Consider the following 15,941-nt stretch of genomic DNA (forward strand, 5'->3'; position numbering starts at 1 on the left):
CAAGCTGACAAGAAACCGCAAGGAAAAATGAAGTCAAGCTTGCCGATTTGACTCGGAGGGAAGCAGCGGGTAAGTTTGGAAAGTTGCTCCGGAGCGATCCTGGACCCTGTGGGGTGTGGGTGGTGCCGGTTGTGTCTGTTGTTTGAGAACTCAATAGTGTGCCAAGTTTGTTGATACCGATTGTTTTATTGATTGGTTGAAATTTTGCCAGGTTGCTGCGCACCCCCGTGTGTGGTGGTCTGGTTTTCAGCTGGTTTCGAATTTTGTGCAGCCGCGTTTTGCCGTTATTTCCGGTGGGTGTGGTTGTGTCTGTTTGATTTTGTTTTATTTCAACGGAGAGTTTGATCCTGGCTCAGGATGAACGCTGGCGGCGTGCTTAACACATGCAAGTCGAACGATGATCCCAGCTTGCTGGGGATTAGTGGCGAACGGGTGAGTAACACGTGAGTAACCTGCCCTTGACTCTGGGATAAGCCTGGGAAACTGGGTCTAATACCGGATATGACTCCTCATCGCATGGTGGGGGGTGGAAAGCTTTTGTGGTTTTGGATGGACTCGCGGCCTATCAGCTTGTTGGTGGGGTAATGGCCTACCAAGGCGACGACGGGTAGCCGGCCTGAGAGGGTGACCGGCCACACTGGGACTGAGACACGGCCCAGACTCCTACGGGAGGCAGCAGTGGGGAATATTGCACAATGGGCGCAAGCCTGATGCAGCGACGCCGCGTGAGGGATGACGGCCTTCGGGTTGTAAACCTCTTTCAGTAGGGAAGAAGCGTAAGTGACGGTACCTGCAGAAGAAGCGCCGGCTAACTACGTGCCAGCAGCCGCGGTAATACGTAGGGCGCAAGCGTTATCCGGAATTATTGGGCGTAAAGAGCTCGTAGGCGGTTTGTCGCGTCTGCTGTGAAAGACCGGGGCTCAACTCCGGTTCTGCAGTGGGTACGGGCAGACTAGAGTGCAGTAGGGGAGACTGGAATTCCTGGTGTAGCGGTGAAATGCGCAGATATCAGGAGGAACACCGATGGCGAAGGCAGGTCTCTGGGCTGTAACTGACGCTGAGGAGCGAAAGCATGGGGAGCGAACAGGATTAGATACCCTGGTAGTCCATGCCGTAAACGTTGGGCACTAGGTGTGGGGGACATTCCACGTTTTCCGCGCCGTAGCTAACGCATTAAGTGCCCCGCCTGGGGAGTACGGCCGCAAGGCTAAAACTCAAAGGAATTGACGGGGGCCCGCACAAGCGGCGGAGCATGCGGATTAATTCGATGCAACGCGAAGAACCTTACCAAGGCTTGACATGAACCGGAAAGACCTGGAAACAGGTGCCCCGCTTGCGGTCGGTTTACAGGTGGTGCATGGTTGTCGTCAGCTCGTGTCGTGAGATGTTGGGTTAAGTCCCGCAACGAGCGCAACCCTCGTTCTATGTTGCCAGCGGTTCGGCCGGGGACTCATAGGAGACTGCCGGGGTCAACTCGGAGGAAGGTGGGGACGACGTCAAATCATCATGCCCCTTATGTCTTGGGCTTCACGCATGCTACAATGGCCGGTACAAAGGGTTGCGATACTGTGAGGTGGAGCTAATCCCAAAAAGCCGGTCTCAGTTCGGATTGGGGTCTGCAACTCGACCCCATGAAGTCGGAGTCGCTAGTAATCGCAGATCAGCAACGCTGCGGTGAATACGTTCCCGGGCCTTGTACACACCGCCCGTCAAGTCACGAAAGTTGGTAACACCCGAAGCCGGTGGCCTAACCCTTGTGGGGGGAGCCGTCGAAGGTGGGACCGGCGATTGGGACTAAGTCGTAACAAGGTAGCCGTACCGGAAGGTGCGGCTGGATCACCTCCTTTCTAAGGAGCTGCTTGCAATGGCTGGTGCCCTGCATGGGGTGTCTGGTTGTTGTCAGTGTTGCCCATTGCGCAGGCGTTTGTTCTGCGGTGGGTGCTCATGGGTGGAATATCAACGAATCATTTTTTTGGCATGGCTTTCGTGGTTGTGTCCTGGTGCTAGTACGGCGGTTCGTGCTCCTGCTTTGTGTGGGGGTGTGGGTTGTTGGGAACGTGTCCGGGGTGCGGCTGGTGGGGGTTGTGTTTGGCGCACTGTTGGGTCCTGAGGCAACAGGACCTTTTTGCAGCAATGCAGGGGGGCACTTCTGGTGTTTCTTTTGTTCCTGCAGCCGGTTCCTCCGGTCTTTGTGTTGCGGCCTGCGTGTGTGGGTTGTGGCGGGTTGGGGGGTTGGTTGATGGGGTTGTTGTTTGAGAACTACATAGTGGACGCGAGCATCTGGGACATACACGCTTTGGTGTGTGTGTTCCATACAGCAATTTCTTATGAATGAACCTTGGGCCGTAGTGGCTCGTGGTTCTCTCGAGTAAGTTTTTGATCATGTTTGTGTGGTCAAGTTTTTAAGGGCACACGGTGGATGCCTTGGCATTAGGAGCCGAAGAAGGACGTAGGAATCTGCGATAAGCCTGGGGGAGTTGATAACCGAGCGTTGATCCCAGGATGTCCGAATGGGGAAACCCCGCACAACGCTGTCATGGTGATTGTGTGACCCGCATCTGAACACATAGGGTGCGTGGGGGGAACGCGGGGAAGTGAAACATCTCAGTACCCGCAGGAAGAGAAAACAAGAGTGATTCCGTTAGTAGTGGCGAGCGAACGCGGATCAGGCTAAACCGTTTCCATGTGTGATAGCCGGCGGGCGTTGCATGGGCGGGGTTGTGGGACTTTCCGTTCTGGTTCTGCCGGGCCAGTGAGGTGAGAGTGCGTGCATAGGTGAACGGTCTTGAAAGGCCGGCCAGAGAGGGTGTGAGCCCCGTAACCGTAATGTTGTGTGCCGCCTGGAGAGTATCCCAAGTAGCACGGGGCCCGAGAAATCCCGTGCGAATCTGTCAGGACCACCTGATAAGCCTAAATACTTCCTAATGACCGATAGCGGACCAGTACCGTGAGGGAAAGGTGAAAAGTACCCCGGGAGGGGAGTGAAACAGTACCTGAAACCGTGTGCTTACAATCCGTCGGAGCAGTCTTGTTACTGTGACGGCGTGCCTTTTGAAGAATGAGCCTGCGAGTTAGTGTTACGTCGCGAGGTTAACCCGTGTGGGGTAGCCGTAGCGAAAGCGAGTCTGAATAGGGCGAGTGTAGTGGCGTGATCTAGACCCGAAGCGGAGTGATCTACCCATGGCCAGGTTGAAGCGACGGTAAGACGTCGTGGAGGACCGAACCCACTTCAGTTGAAAATGGAGGGGATGAGCTGTGGGTAGGGGTGAAAGGCCAATCAAACTCCGTGATAGCTGGTTCTCCCCGAAATGCATTTAGGTGCAGCGTTGCGTGTTTCTTGCCGGAGGTAGAGCTACTGGATGGCCGATGGGCCCTACAAGGTTACTGACGTCAGCCAAACTCCGAATGCCGGTAAGTCAGAGCGCAGCAGTGAGACTGTGGGGGATAAGCTTCATAGTCGAGAGGGAAACAGCCCAGACCACCAACTAAGGCCCCTAAGCGTGTGCTAAGTGGGAAAGGATGTGGAGTTGCGAAGACAACCAGGAGGTTGGCTTAGAAGCAGCCATCCTTGAAAGAGTGCGTAATAGCTCACTGGTCAAGTGATTCCGCGCCGACAATGTAGCGGGGCTCAAGTACACCGCCGAAGTTGTGGATTTCACACAGTACCCTAGCCTTCGTGGTTCAGGGGTGTGGAGTGGTAGGGGAGCGTCGTGTGGGCAGTGAAGTCGCGGTGGAAACCAGCGGTGGAGCCTACACGAGTGAGAATGCAGGCATGAGTAGCGAAAGACGGGTGAGAAACCCGTCCGCCGAATGATCAAGGGTTCCAGGGTCAAGCTAATCTGCCCTGGGTAAGTCGGGACCTAAGGCGAGGCCGACAGGCGTAGTCGATGGACAACGGGTTGATATTCCCGTACCGGCGAAAAACCGCCCATGCCAAGCGGGGGATACTAACCGCCCGGAGCCTGCCCGCTCACCCTTGTGGTGTTGTGGGTTTTGGCCGAGCGCGGGACCTGATCCCGGGAGGTAAGCGTATTAACAGGTGTGACGCAGGAAGGTAGCCGGGCCGGGCGATGGTTGCCCCGGTCTAAGGATGTAGGGTCAGGGATAGGCAAATCCGTTCCTGTGTGCTTCGAGCACGTTCCTGAGATCTGATGGGACTCCCGTAAGGGGGGATCCGGTGATCCTATGCTGCCAAGAAAAGCATCGACGCGAGGTTTTAGCCGCCCGTACCCCAAACCGACACAGGTGATCAGGTAGAGAATACCAAGGCGATCGAGAGAATTATGGTTAAGGAACTCGGCAAAATGCCCCCGTAACTTCGGGAGAAGGGGGGCCTGCCCCGTGATGGAGACTTGCTCTCCGTGAGCGGGTGTGGGCCGCAGAGACCAGGGGGAAGCGACTGTTTACTAAAAACACAGGTCCGTGCGAAGTCGCAAGACGATGTATACGGACTGACTCCTGCCCGGTGCTGGAAGGTTAAGAGGACCGGTTAGCCACTTGTGGCGAAGCTGAGAATTTAAGCCCCAGTAAACGGCGGTGGTAACTATAACCATCCTAAGGTAGCGAAATTCCTTGTCGGGTAAGTTCCGACCTGCACGAATGGAGTAACGACTTCCCCGCTGTCTCAACCATAAACTCGGCGAAATTGCAGTACGAGTAAAGATGCTCGTTACGCGCAGCAGGACGGAAAGACCCCGAGACCTTTACTATAGTTTGGTATTGGTGTTCGGAGTGGCTTGTGTAGGATAGGTGGGAGACGTTGAAACCCGGACGCCAGTTCGGGTGGAGTCATCGTTGAAATACCACTCTGGTCACTTTGGACATCTAACTTCGGCCCGTGATCCGGGTCAGGGACAGTGCCTGATGGGTAGTTTAACTGGGGCGGTTGCCTCCTAAAAAGTAACGGAGGCGCCCAAAGGTTCCCTCAGCCTGGTTGGCAATCAGGTGTCGAGTGTAAGTGCACAAGGGAGCTTGACTGTGAGAGAGACATCTCGAGCAGGGACGAAAGTCGGGACTAGTGATCCGGCGGTACATTGTGGAATGGCCGTCGCTCAACGGATAAAAGGTACCTCGGGGATAACAGGCTGATCTTGCCCAAGAGTCCATATCGACGGCATGGTTTGGCACCTCGATGTCGGCTCGTCGCATCCTGGGGCTGGAGTAGGTCCCAAGGGTTGGGCTGTTCGCCCATTAAAGCGGTACGCGAGCTGGGTTTAGAACGTCGTGAGACAGTTCGGTCCCTATCCGCTGCGCGCGCAGGAAATTTGAGAAGGGCTGTCCTTAGTACGAGAGGACCGGGACGGACGAACCTCTGGTGTGTCAGTTGTACTGCCAAGTGCATCGCTGATTAGCTACGTTCGGATGGGATAACCGCTGAAAGCATCTAAGCGGGAAGCTCGCTTCAAGATGAGATTTCCATACACATTATGTGTGAGAGGCCCCCAGCCAGACCACTGGGTTGATAGGCCGGATGTGGAAGCGAGGACTAAAGACTCGTGAAGCTGACCGGTACTAATAGGCCAACAACTTACACCACACACAAAACACTGCACGCGTCCACTATGTGGTTCCCGAACAACAACCGTTCCAGGAACCAACAACAACAACAACTACATAACACCACAGTTGTAACCACAAAGCTTCCCACCCACCCCCACACCAACGGGGTCGGGACGGGTAACAGAGTTACGGCGGTCATAGCGTGGGGGAAACGCCCGGTCCCATTCCGAACCCGGAAGCTAAGACCCACAGCGCCGATGGTACTGCACCCGGGAGGGTGTGGGAGAGTAGGACACCGCCGGACAACCATTAACGAAGAGCCCCAACCACGGTTGGGGCTCTTCCATTTAACACACACTTCAACTTCACCACGTACTGGCCCTCAGGACCACAATGCGTCTGGGCCCGGTCCACCGGTAGAGTTGGTGGTCATGGAAAACCTCTTCAGCCACCCCGAGTCGGAGCCTGAGTCGGCCCAACAGGGCAGCAACGACCTCGAGCCGCTCATCGTTTGTGTCGTGGTCCCCAGCAACGTCTCCCACGCCTTCCAAGGATTCACGGACCACCCGCATCTCTGGTGGCCCTTGGAAGAGGAAAGCGTCTACGGTGCGGGCTCCCACGTTGAGTTCGAGGAGAACCTCATCCTGGAGACGGCTGAAGACGGCCGGACGTCCGTGTGGGGAACAATCGATGACTGGCAGCCCCCGCTGTCCTTCCACGCCAGCTGGTATCCCGCCGGAACTCCCTTGTGGTCCACCGAGATCCGGGTGGTGTTCAGCGCCGTCGAAAATGGTACGGAGGTGCGCCTGATCCACGATGGCTGGGAGGGCGCGGAAGATCCTGCGGCCTCCAGGGCATCCTATGCCGAGGGCTGGCCTCGGGTCCTCCAGCGCTACGCCCGGTTTATGGGCGGAGCAGTTGCCTAGGGTCCGCAGGCTCCACGCAGGCGATTGGCTGCTGCTCAAGAACGTCCGGCTGGAGATGCTTGCCGACACCCCCATGGCGTACGTGGAGAGCCTTGCAGCTGCGCGGCGTCAGACGGACAGCCAGTGGCGGGAACGAGCCGCTGCCATGTCCGGGGAATCCAGCGTTACTCTGGTGGCTGACGGCGGCGAGGACGGCTCCAGACTCTGTGGCCTGATGCGGGTAGTGGCCAAGCATCCACAAGATCCCGAGCGCCCACTGCAGGCGATGCTCATCAGCGTGTACGTCGCAGCTGAGCATCGTGGGCTGGGCCTGGCTGACGAGCTTCTCCAGGAGGCCTGCGCAGCTGCGGCAAACGAGCTCGGGGCCGGCTATCTGGAGCTGGGCGTGCATGAGGACAACTCCCGCGCCCAGGCCTTCTACAGACGCCACGGATTCGAAACCACCGGAGCCAGCAAGCCCTATCCGCAGGACACCACCAAACGTGAGCTCGTGATGGAGCGGCGGCTGTCCTAGGTTGCGCCCCGGCTTAGGCTGAGCCCACCTTGGGCACTGCCGTGCTTGTACGCACCACCAGTTTGGTGGGGTGTTCGGCGTCTTCGGGCTCCAGTACCAGGCCGTTATTGATGGCACCCAGCAGAGTGTGAACCGCCAGTGCCCCCTGCCCCTTGGCATCCTGGTCGATCGTGGTCAGGCCCATGACGTTCCCCAGGTCGTGGCCGTCGATGCCCATCACGGAAAGGTCCTCGGGAATCCGCAGCCCAAAATCGCGGGCGGCCAGGATGGTGCCGATCGCCATCTCATCCGATGCTGCGAACACGGCGGTGGGCCGTTCGGGCGCACTGGCCAGCAGTTGCCGGGCAGCGGCGTAGGAGCCTTCGATGGTGAAGTCCGCCGTAACGATCCATTCGGGCCTCACCGGGCAGCCGGCGTCGTTCATTGCTTTTTCGAAACCGCCGCGGCGGGTTCCGGGCAGCTGGAAGTCCTGGTCGTAGGTTTCGCTTCCCGTGATGTGGGCAATCTTGGTGTGGCCAAGCCCCAGCAGATGATTGGTGGCCTGCATCGCGATGCCGGCATCATTGATCCGGATGGTCGAAGCCCCGGGAAGGGGGCCGCCAATGCCGACAATGGGCCGGTGCATGGCATGGAGTTGCTGGATTTCGGCTTCGCTGAGTTCCAGGGAAACAGCGATCACGGCGTCCACCCGTTTGCGGAGCAGGAAGTCACTGAAGACGCTGTGCCGATGAGCCGGGTTTTCACCGATGTTGTACAGGGTGAGGTCGTAGCCGGCTTCGAGGAGGGCGGCCGAAGCGCCCTCGATCACCGCTGAAAAGAACCAGCGGTGGACCGAGGGCACCACCAGGCCAACGTTGTGCGTACGGCCGGAAGCGAGGCTTGAGGCATGGTAGGACAACACGAAACCGAGCTCCGCGGCTGCTGCCCTCGCGCGTTCCCGGCTGGCGGGGGACACGTGGCCCTTCCCGCTCAAGGCCCGTGAAACAGTGGCAACGGACAGCCCTGCGCGCTCGGCTACGTCCTTGATGCCGGTCATGCTGCTCCTTGGTGGGAAAGTTAGCTGGCTGACAGCCAGATTGTCTCCCCCGAGCCTAATGGATGGGTGGCGTCCGCCGCGGAACTGCGCAGGATGACCTCGCCCGCCGGAAGCGGAAGGGGTTCTTCGCCGACGTTCATGACCACCAGCGTTTCCCCGTTGAGGTACGCGAGTGTGGACTGCGTGCAGTAGTCCTCCACCCAGGCGAGGGACCCGGCGCCCAGCCGCAGCCGTGCCCGTTCCGCCAGCAACGCCCGGTACAGGTTAAGGTGCGACGCCGGATCAGACTCCTGCTCGTCCCTCGCCAGTGCGGGCCAGGACTCGGGCTGGGGCAGCCAGGGGTCCCGACCGTGACCGAATCCTGCATGGGGCTCCGCGGAACGCCACGGCAGGGGTACGCGGCAACCGTCGCGTCCGATCCTGGCTCCGCCGGTTCGCGCGAAGGTGGGGTCCTGACGCAGGCTCCCGGGAATGCTGGATGAATCGGGAAGGCCCAGTTCTTCGCCCTGGTAGAGATAGGCACCGCCCGGGAGGCCGAGCATGAACATGGTGGCCGCGGCAGCCCGGCGTCGTCCCAGCTGTTCGTTGGGCTGAACGTCGTCAGGGCCGATGCCATCGCCGTCACGGGGACCAGGGCCGTCGTAGCCGAAGCGTGAGACGTGGCGGACGACGTCGTGGTTCGAAAGGACCCAGGTGCTGGGGGCGCCTACGGCGTCCAGCGAGACCAAGGAGTCGGTGATGATGTGGCGCAGGCGGTTGAGGTCCAAACCTGCGTGCAGGTAGGGGAAGTTGAACGCCTGGTGCATTTCGTCCGGACGTACCCATTGGGCCAGGCGCGGGAGCGGGTCCACGTTGGCTTCGGCGCACAGGATGCGGTCCGGACCGTACTCTTCCAGGATGGTCCGCCAGCGGCGGTAGATCCCATGGAGGGCAGGCTGGCCGAACATGGGGGCGTCCTGGCCGGGGAAGCCTTCCGTGCTGTTGCCGTCAGCCCGGCCACCCCAGTTGGGCAGGCCGGGAGCCTTGACCAGGGCATGGGCGACGTCGACCCTGAAGCCGGAGATTCCACGATCCAGCCAGAAGCGGAGCACGCGTTCGAACTCGGCGTGCACTGCGGGGTTGTCCCAGTTGAAGTCGGGCTGCGAGGAATCGAAGAGGTGGAGGTACCACTGTCCTGGCCGCCCGTTGGCTTCGATGACCCGCGTCCAGGCGGGTCCGCCGAAGTGCGACTGCCAGTTGTTGGGTGGCTCGTTGCCGTCTTGTCCCAGACCGTCCCGGAAGATGAAAACATCCCGCTCGGGGCTGTTGGGGCCGGCGGCCAGCGCTGCCTGGAAGGCGACGTGCTGGTCCGAGCAGTGATTGGGAACGATGTCGGCGATGACCCGGAGGTTGAGCCTGTTGGCCTCCGAGATAAGGGCATCGAAGTCCGCCAGGGTCCCGAACAGTGGATCGACGTCGCAGTAGTCGCTGACGTCGTAACCGGCGTCCCGCTGCGGTGAGCGGTAGAAGGGCGACAGCCAGACGGCGTCGACCCCTAAGCGTGCCAACTGGCTGAGTTCGGCAGTGATGCCCGCCAGATCTCCCACACCGTCCCCGTTCAGGTCCCGGAAGGAGCGTGGATAGATCTGGTAAATCACAGCGGAGCGCCACCATCCGTGAGCCGTGGAGGCGTCGTGGACCGGGGTGAGCTGTGTGAAGGCTGCAGGGGGCTCGTGGGCCGCAACCTGGAGCAAAGAATCAACGGACATGGAGTCATCGTAGAAGAGAAAGCGCGAAATTGTAAACGTTTCCAGTCCTAAGGATGCTTTCTTTACAGGCTGATTTGCAAGCGCACTTTTCAAAAGGAGCAATTGCCCTGTAGTGTGTGGAAGCGCTTGCAGTTGTGAGCCATGTCACCGGCGATGCGACCGGGCCCAGAGCCCCTGCCGTCGAAGGAAAAAGAACGAAAGGGACACCAATGAAGGTGCACAACACCCTCGAGACTCGAACCACCCGCCGCGTTTTCACCACGGGAGCCATCTCTGCCGTGGCAGCCCTGGCCCTGAGCGCTTGCGGCGGAAGCGCTTCCACATCGCCCACCTCCGAAGCCGCAAAGCCCGACCTCAAAGCGTCAGGAGCCGGTGTCATCACCATGTGGGTAGACGCCGAACGCTCGCCGGCGTTGAAGGACATCACCGAAAAATTCAAGTCGGACACCGGCATCGAAGTGAAGCTCGTGGTCAAGGACTTCGCAGCGGTCCGGGACGACTTCATTACCCAGGTGCCCACCGGACAGGGGCCGGACCTCATTGTTGGACCCCATGACTGGATCGGCAAATTCGTCCAGAACGGCGTCATCGCACCCGTGGAACTCGGCGACAAGGCCGGCCAGTTCCAGGACTCCTCCATCACGGCCATGACCTACAACGGGGCTGTTTACGGTGTCCCGTACGCCATCGAGAACATCGCGCTCCTTCGTAACACCGGCATCGTGGACAGCAAAGCCGCCACCTTGGACGAAGTTGTGGCCAACGGAAAGAAAGCCGTTGCTGACGGTAAAGCCACGTTCCCGTTCCTGGTCGGCATGGACCCCAAACAGGGCGACCCGTACCACCTGTACCCATTGCAGTCCTCCATGGGTTCGCAGGTCTTCGGCAAGAATGCCGATGGTGGCTATGACGCCAAGCAGCTCCTCATTGGTGACGCCGCCGGCGTCGAATTTGCCAAGAAGCTGGCTGCTTGGGGCGATTCCGGCGAGAAGATCATCAACTCCAACATCACCGGCGACATCGCCAAGGAGAAGTTCCTGGCCGGCGAATCCCCGTACTTCCTGACCGGACCGTGGAACGTTCCGGACGTGCAGAAGAAGGGCATCAAGTTCGCAGTGGATGAACTGCCGACTGCCGGTGGCGAACCCGCCCAGCCTTTCATCGGCGTCAACGGCTTCTTCATCAGTGCCAAGAGCGCCAACGCCTTGGCCACCAACGAATTCGTCACCAACTACCTCACCTCGGAATCTGCCCAGGACTCCATGTATGCAGCCGGTGGCCGTCCGCCGGCCCTCAAGTCCTCCTTCGAGAAGGCTGCCAGCGATCCCGTGGTGGAAGCGTTCGGCAAGATCGGTGCCACCGGCGTTCCCATGCCTGCCATCCCCGAGATGAGTGCAGTGTGGGCTGATTGGGGAGCTACGGAGCTTGCCATTATCAAGGGCCAGAGCGACCCGGCTGAGGCATGGGCCAAGATGGCCGCCAGCATCAAGTCCAAGATCGGCGGCTGATCCCGCACCGGTGATTCCACCGGTCTGCCCAGGGCCGGGCGGCACACCACCGTCCGGCCCGTGCCTGCCGCCATCCGCTTGACGCAAGGACCCACAATGCCAACCCCAGACCTCCAAGAACTCCCGGCAACCGCCGCCAGCACCGCACCGCCCCGGCCGCGTCGCGGCAATACCCGCCGCATGCAGGGCAAGCACCACCCCGATTCCCTCAAGGGCACCATCCTGAAGATTGTCCTGTTGGGCCTGGTGGATGCCTTCGCCGTCTACGTGCTGATGATGCTCTTCCTGAGCCAGTCGTGGGCTGCGCTGGGAGTGTCCGCCCTGGTGGTCGTTGCCATCAACTGGATCTACCTCCGCAAGGGTGGGCTGCCCGCCAAGTACCTCGCTCCCGGTGTGCTGTTCCTGCTGGTTTTCCAGGTCCTGGTGGTGGTTTTCAGCGGCTACATCGCGTTCACCAACTACGGAGATGGCCACAACAGCACCAAGGATGATGCCATCTCCGCCATCCAGTTAACTGCCCAGAAGCGTGTCCCGGATTCGCCCGCTTACAAGGCATCCGTGCTCACCAAGGGCAGTGATTTCTACCTGCTGCTCACGGACCCCTCCGGGAAAGCGCAGATTGGCAGCACCGGGCAAGCACTCGCTGACGCGACGGCTGCGGGCAAGGATTCCACCGGCAAAGCAAACTCCCTGCCCGGCTACGAGACCCTCAAGTTCCAGGAGATCGTGGCCAATCAACAGGAGATCCTGAAGATCGCGGTGCCGGTCTCCAGCGATCCCGCTGACGGAACGCTGCGCACTGCGGACGGCAGCACGGCCTACCAGTTCAAGCCCGCCCTGCACTATGACGCCGGCACGGACACCTTCACGGACACTGAAACCGGTACCCAGTACACCGACAACGGCAAAGGTGCGTTCGCGGATTCCAAGGGTGAAACGCTGGCTACCGGCTGGAAGATCGACGTTGGCCTGGACAACTTTGCCCGCGCCTTCACCGATCCCAGCCTCCGCGGACCGCTCCTCGGCGTGATTATCTGGACCTTCACCTTCTCCATTGCATCGGTGGCACTGACCTTCATCATGGGCCTCTTCCTGGCCATCACGTTCAACCGTGAGGACCTCCGTGGCAAGAAGGTGTACCGGATCCTGATGATCCTGCCCTACGCGTTCCCGGCCTTCCTCTCCGGATTGGTATGGTCCGGCATCCTGAATCCCGAGTTCGGCTGGCTCAACCAGACCCTGCTGGGCGGTGCGAACATCGGGTGGCTGACCGACCCCGTCCTGGCCAAGGTCAGCGTGCTGGTGGTCAACGTGTGGCTCGGCTTCCCGTACATGTTCCTCGTCTGCACCGGCGCGCTGCAGTCGCTGCCCTCCGAAATTGACGAGGCCGCACGCATGGACGGCGCCTCTGCCTGGCGGGTGTTCCGCTCCATCAAGCTGCCGCTGCTCCTCGTGTCCGTTGCACCCCTGCTCATTTCGTCCTTCGCATTCAACTTCAACAACTTCAACGTGATTTACATGCTCACCGGCGGTGGGCCGCGCTTCGCGGACACCGATCGCGACATCGGAGCCACCGACATCCTGATCACCTTGGTCTACAAGGTGGCTTTCGGCCAGGGAACAGGCCGTGATTACGGGTTGGCCAGCGCACTGGCCATCATCATCTTCATCATCGTGGCCACGATCTCGGCCATCAGCTTCAAGCAGACCAAAGCACTCGAGGACGTGAACTGATGAGCGTACGCACTCTCGCCGCCAGCAAGGAAACAGCGTCCGACGGCGGCCCCTCGCCGCTGGTGCCCAAGCGCCGCCCGTTCGGGGTTTGGTTCAAAGACAAGGGGTGGCGGCATGTGGTGGGAGTCGTCACGACGATCTTCGCAGTGTTCCCCCTCCTGTACGTATTGTCCGCGGCACTGGACTCCAACGGCACCCTGGTAGGTTCCAACGGGCTGTTCTCCAGATTCGACACCGGCAACTTCACGGCTCTCTTCAGCGATCCAAGCCGCCCATTCGGCCGCTGGTTCGTGAACACGCTGGTGGTGGGGGTGGTGACCTCAGCCGCCACGGTGTTCCTCGGTGCCATGGCCGCGTACGCTTTCTCCCGGATGCGCTTCAAGGGCCGCCGGGTGGGCCTGCTGACGCTGCTCCTGCTGCAGATGTTCCCGCAACTGTTGGCCGTCGTCGCGATCTTCCTGCTCCTGAGCGGCATCTCACAGGTGATCCCGGCCCTGGGGCTCGGCAGCCAACTGGGCCTCATCATGGTGTACCTCGGAGGTGCGTTGGGCGTGAACACGTATCTCATGTACGGGTTCTTCAATACTGTCCCGCAATCCTTGGACGAAGCCGCCAAGATCGATGGCGCCAGCCACGTGCAGATCTTCTTCGGCATCATCCTCCGCCTGGTGACACCGATCCTTGCTGTCGTGGGACTGCTGGCATTCATTGGAATCTCCAGCGAATTCGTCATCGCCAGCGTGGTCCTGACAGACCCCGACAGCCAGACACTCGCCGTCGGGCTTTACTCCTACGTGGCCCAGCAGCGTTCGGAGAACTGGGGAGTCTTCGCAGCCGGCGCAGTCATCGCGGCCATCCCTGTCATGGCGCTGTTCCTGTTCTTGCAGAAATACATTGTCAGCGGACTCACCGCCGGCTCAGTGAAAGGCTGACCATGCCCATCGCGCTTCCGCACCACGACGGCTCCAGCCTCTTCGTCTCCACGTCCTCCCCTCAGTCCGTATCCCTTGGCGATACCGTCCGCCTCCGGGTACGCGTCCCCCAGGGGTGGGGTCCGGCGTCGAAGGTCTGGGTCCGGTCCGTCCAGGACGGGGAGCCGCGCTACGACGCCGCCATCCGGCTGGGCACGGCCGACGGCTGGGAATGGTGGGAAGCGGCGATGCTGGTAGCCAACCCCGTGGCCAAGTACCGCTTCCTGCTGGAAGTAACAGAAGCGCACGACGACGGCGCTCCCGCCGGCACGGCGGTATCTGGCACGGCGATATCTGGCACGGCGGTATCCGGCACGGCGGTATCCGGCACGGTGGGGCGGAGCTACTGGAACCTCAACGCCCAAGGGCTTTTCCGGCGCGATGTGTCCGACGCCGCCGATTTCAGGGTGACAACGTTTGCCCCGGCGCCGGAGTGGCTCCGCCGAGGCACCATGTACCAGGTGTTCCCGGACAGGTTCGCCCGCTCGGAGCAGGCAGATGGCCACCCTGTTCCCGATTGGGCCATCGGATGTTCCTGGGATGAGCCGGTTGTCGGGACGGGCGGGCAGGCAGCTACTCAGTTCTACGGGGGAGACCTGCCGGGAATCACGGGCAAGCTTGATCACCTCCGGGAGCTGGGCGTCGATGTCCTGTACCTGACTCCGTTCTTTCCGGCCCGCTCCAACCACCGTTACGACGCATCCACGTTCGACTCGGTGGACCCGCTCCTGGGCGGGGACCAGGCCCTGGTGCAGCTGGTGGAAGCGGCGCACGCACGCGGGATCAAGGTCCTGGGGGACCTCACCGCGAACCACTCGGGCGCTGCGCATGAGTGGTTCGTCAAGGCGCTCGCAGATCCGGGCTCGGAGGAAGCCGGCTACTACTACTTCAGCGCCGACCATTCCAGCTACGAGTCCTGGTGGGGAGTGCCGTCGCTGCCCAAGTTCAACTGGGCCTCGGATGCTCTGCGCCGACGCTTCATCACCGACGAAGACTCGGTGGTGGCGCGCTGGCTCAAGCCACCATTCAGCCTGGACGGTTGGCGGATCGACGTCGGCAACATGACCGGGCGCCTCGGATCCGTGGACCTCAATCACGAAGTAGCCCGGCTCATCGCGGACCGGGTTCGCGAGATCAACCCGAATGCCGCCCTGCTGGCCGAGTCCACGTCCGACGCAGCCCCCGATGTCACCGGTGAACACTGGCAGGGTGCCATGACGTACTCCAACTTCACCCGCCCCTTGTGGTCCTGGCTCGCCAAGGACGCTCCGGATGTGAACTTCTTCGGCTCGCCCCAAACAGGGCCAAACAGGATCGGCGCGGAAGATTTCCTGGCCACCCACCAGGACCTGTCCGCCGGATTTAGCTGGGGTGTGCGACAAAACAACATGAACGCCCTGAACACGCACGACACCGCCCGGGCGGCAACGGTCATGATCGACGGCGGCCCGGAAGTGGGCGCAGTAATCGCCTTCTGCCTGCCGGGCGTTCCCGTCATGTTCGCCGGCGATGAGTTCGGCCTGGAAGGGTTCAACGGCGAAGACTCCCGGACCCCCATGCCCTGGGACGCCCCGGAACGGGTGGGCAAGGACTTGCGTTCGGCTTACGCCACCCTGGGACGGCTCCGCAAAGAGCTGCCGGCACTGGGCGACGGCGGGATCCGATGGCTCCACGCCCAAGGGGATGCACTGGTCTTCATCCGTGAATGCTCCGGGACCTCAGCGCTGGTCTTCGCCGCGAGGTGCGACGCCACTGTCGTCATGGATTCCTCTGTCCTGTCCGAACCGCAATTGCGGGCACTGCTGGCCGCGCCACGGCACCAGTCCGGGACGGTGATGTCGGCACCGGCCGGACCAACCGGCGTCGACGGCGCGCGGCTGAGGGCGGAAGGGCCGTCGGCCGGCGTCTGGGTGCTCCCGGGAACCGCAGTGCCGGGCCGATAGGGGGCGCCGGGTTCCGTGCCGGCCGACGCCGGTCTGGCTAGACTGGCACCACAGAAAACACT

Annotated in this window: 8 protein-coding genes and 3 rRNA genes; 9 read left to right on the top strand and 2 right to left on the bottom strand. The window is 61.0% G+C overall.

Features of this window, described 5'->3' with window-relative positions; translation table 11 throughout:
• Positions 1-329: 329 nt before the first annotated feature.
• From PYR64_RS02530 to PYR64_RS02550, 5 genes are all read left to right on the top strand, one after another.
• A 16S ribosomal RNA gene (locus PYR64_RS02530) occupies positions 330-1,847 on the top strand.
• Between the two features lie 545 nt (positions 1,848-2,392).
• Positions 2,393-5,536: ribosomal RNA gene (locus tag PYR64_RS02535) — 23S ribosomal RNA — on the top strand.
• A gap of 150 nt (positions 5,537-5,686) precedes the next feature.
• A 5S ribosomal RNA gene (gene rrf / locus PYR64_RS02540) occupies positions 5,687-5,803 on the top strand.
• Together the 16S, 23S and 5S rRNA genes form the textbook arrangement of a ribosomal RNA operon.
• A 127-nt stretch (positions 5,804-5,930) precedes the next feature.
• Positions 5,931-6,425 (top strand): SRPBCC domain-containing protein, encoded by a 495-nt coding sequence (locus PYR64_RS02545; RefSeq protein WP_026267458.1) that lies wholly within the window; start codon positions 5,931-5,933, stop codon positions 6,423-6,425.
• A complete protein-coding gene (locus PYR64_RS02550) occupies positions 6,418-6,939 on the top strand; it encodes an N-acetyltransferase (protein ID WP_229778714.1) in 522 nt (173 codons plus the stop codon). The genes PYR64_RS02545 and PYR64_RS02550 overlap by 8 nt, the downstream gene beginning before the upstream one ends.
• 13 nt (positions 6,940-6,952) lie before the next feature.
• Here PYR64_RS02550 and PYR64_RS02555 read toward each other — a convergent pair whose 3' ends face one another.
• A complete protein-coding gene (locus tag PYR64_RS02555) occupies positions 6,953-7,975 on the bottom strand; it encodes a LacI family DNA-binding transcriptional regulator (RefSeq protein WP_018779858.1) in 1,023 nt (340 codons plus the stop codon).
• 20 nt (positions 7,976-7,995) lie between these two features.
• Positions 7,996-9,723 carry a glycoside hydrolase family 13 protein gene (locus tag PYR64_RS02560; RefSeq protein ID WP_275778167.1) on the bottom strand — a complete coding sequence of 576 codons (1,728 nt, stop codon included), beginning with the start codon at positions 9,721-9,723 and terminating at the stop codon, positions 7,996-7,998.
• Between the two features lie 209 nt (positions 9,724-9,932).
• On the opposite strand from PYR64_RS02560, the gene PYR64_RS02565 reads away from it, so the two are divergent.
• From PYR64_RS02565 to PYR64_RS02580, 4 genes are all read left to right on the top strand, one after another.
• The gene (locus tag PYR64_RS02565; RefSeq protein ID WP_275778169.1) at positions 9,933-11,231 is read left to right on the top strand and encodes a maltose ABC transporter substrate-binding protein; all 1,299 of its coding nucleotides are present in this window, start codon (positions 9,933-9,935) and stop codon (positions 11,229-11,231) included.
• A gap of 96 nt (positions 11,232-11,327) precedes the next feature.
• Positions 11,328-12,965, top strand: a complete 1,638-nt coding sequence (locus PYR64_RS02570) for an ABC transporter permease subunit (RefSeq protein WP_193590934.1) — start codon at positions 11,328-11,330, stop codon at positions 12,963-12,965.
• Positions 12,965-13,897, top strand: a complete 933-nt coding sequence (locus PYR64_RS02575) for a sugar ABC transporter permease (RefSeq protein ID WP_039239841.1) — start codon at positions 12,965-12,967, stop codon at positions 13,895-13,897. The genes PYR64_RS02570 and PYR64_RS02575 overlap by 1 nt, the downstream gene beginning before the upstream one ends.
• A gap of 2 nt (positions 13,898-13,899) precedes the next feature.
• A complete protein-coding gene (locus tag PYR64_RS02580) occupies positions 13,900-15,879 on the top strand; it encodes a glycoside hydrolase family 13 protein (RefSeq protein ID WP_275778173.1) in 1,980 nt (659 codons plus the stop codon).
• Positions 15,880-15,941 lie beyond the last annotated feature (62 nt).

The organism is Paenarthrobacter sp. Y-19 (assembly GCF_029223985.1).
Classification (GTDB): domain Bacteria; phylum Actinomycetota; class Actinomycetes; order Actinomycetales; family Micrococcaceae; genus Arthrobacter; species Arthrobacter nicotinovorans.

Bases quoted from the DNA above. Each gene is read 5' to 3' on its own strand.
- PYR64_RS02545 (WP_026267458.1), top strand. From the start codon at position 5,931: ATGGAAAACCTCTTCAGCCACCCCGAGTCGGAGCCTGAGTCGGCCCAA.
- PYR64_RS02555 (WP_018779858.1), bottom strand. From the start codon at position 7,975: ATGACCGGCATCAAGGACGTAGCCGAGCGCGCAGGGCTGTCCGTTGCC.
- PYR64_RS02560 (WP_275778167.1), bottom strand. From the start codon at position 9,723: ATGTCCGTTGATTCTTTGCTCCAGGTTGCGGCCCACGAGCCCCCTGCA.
- PYR64_RS02565 (WP_275778169.1), top strand. From the start codon at position 9,933: ATGAAGGTGCACAACACCCTCGAGACTCGAACCACCCGCCGCGTTTTC.
- PYR64_RS02570 (WP_193590934.1), top strand. From the start codon at position 11,328: ATGCCAACCCCAGACCTCCAAGAACTCCCGGCAACCGCCGCCAGCACC.
- PYR64_RS02575 (WP_039239841.1), top strand. From the start codon at position 12,965: ATGAGCGTACGCACTCTCGCCGCCAGCAAGGAAACAGCGTCCGACGGC.
- PYR64_RS02580 (WP_275778173.1), top strand. From the start codon at position 13,900: ATGCCCATCGCGCTTCCGCACCACGACGGCTCCAGCCTCTTCGTCTCC.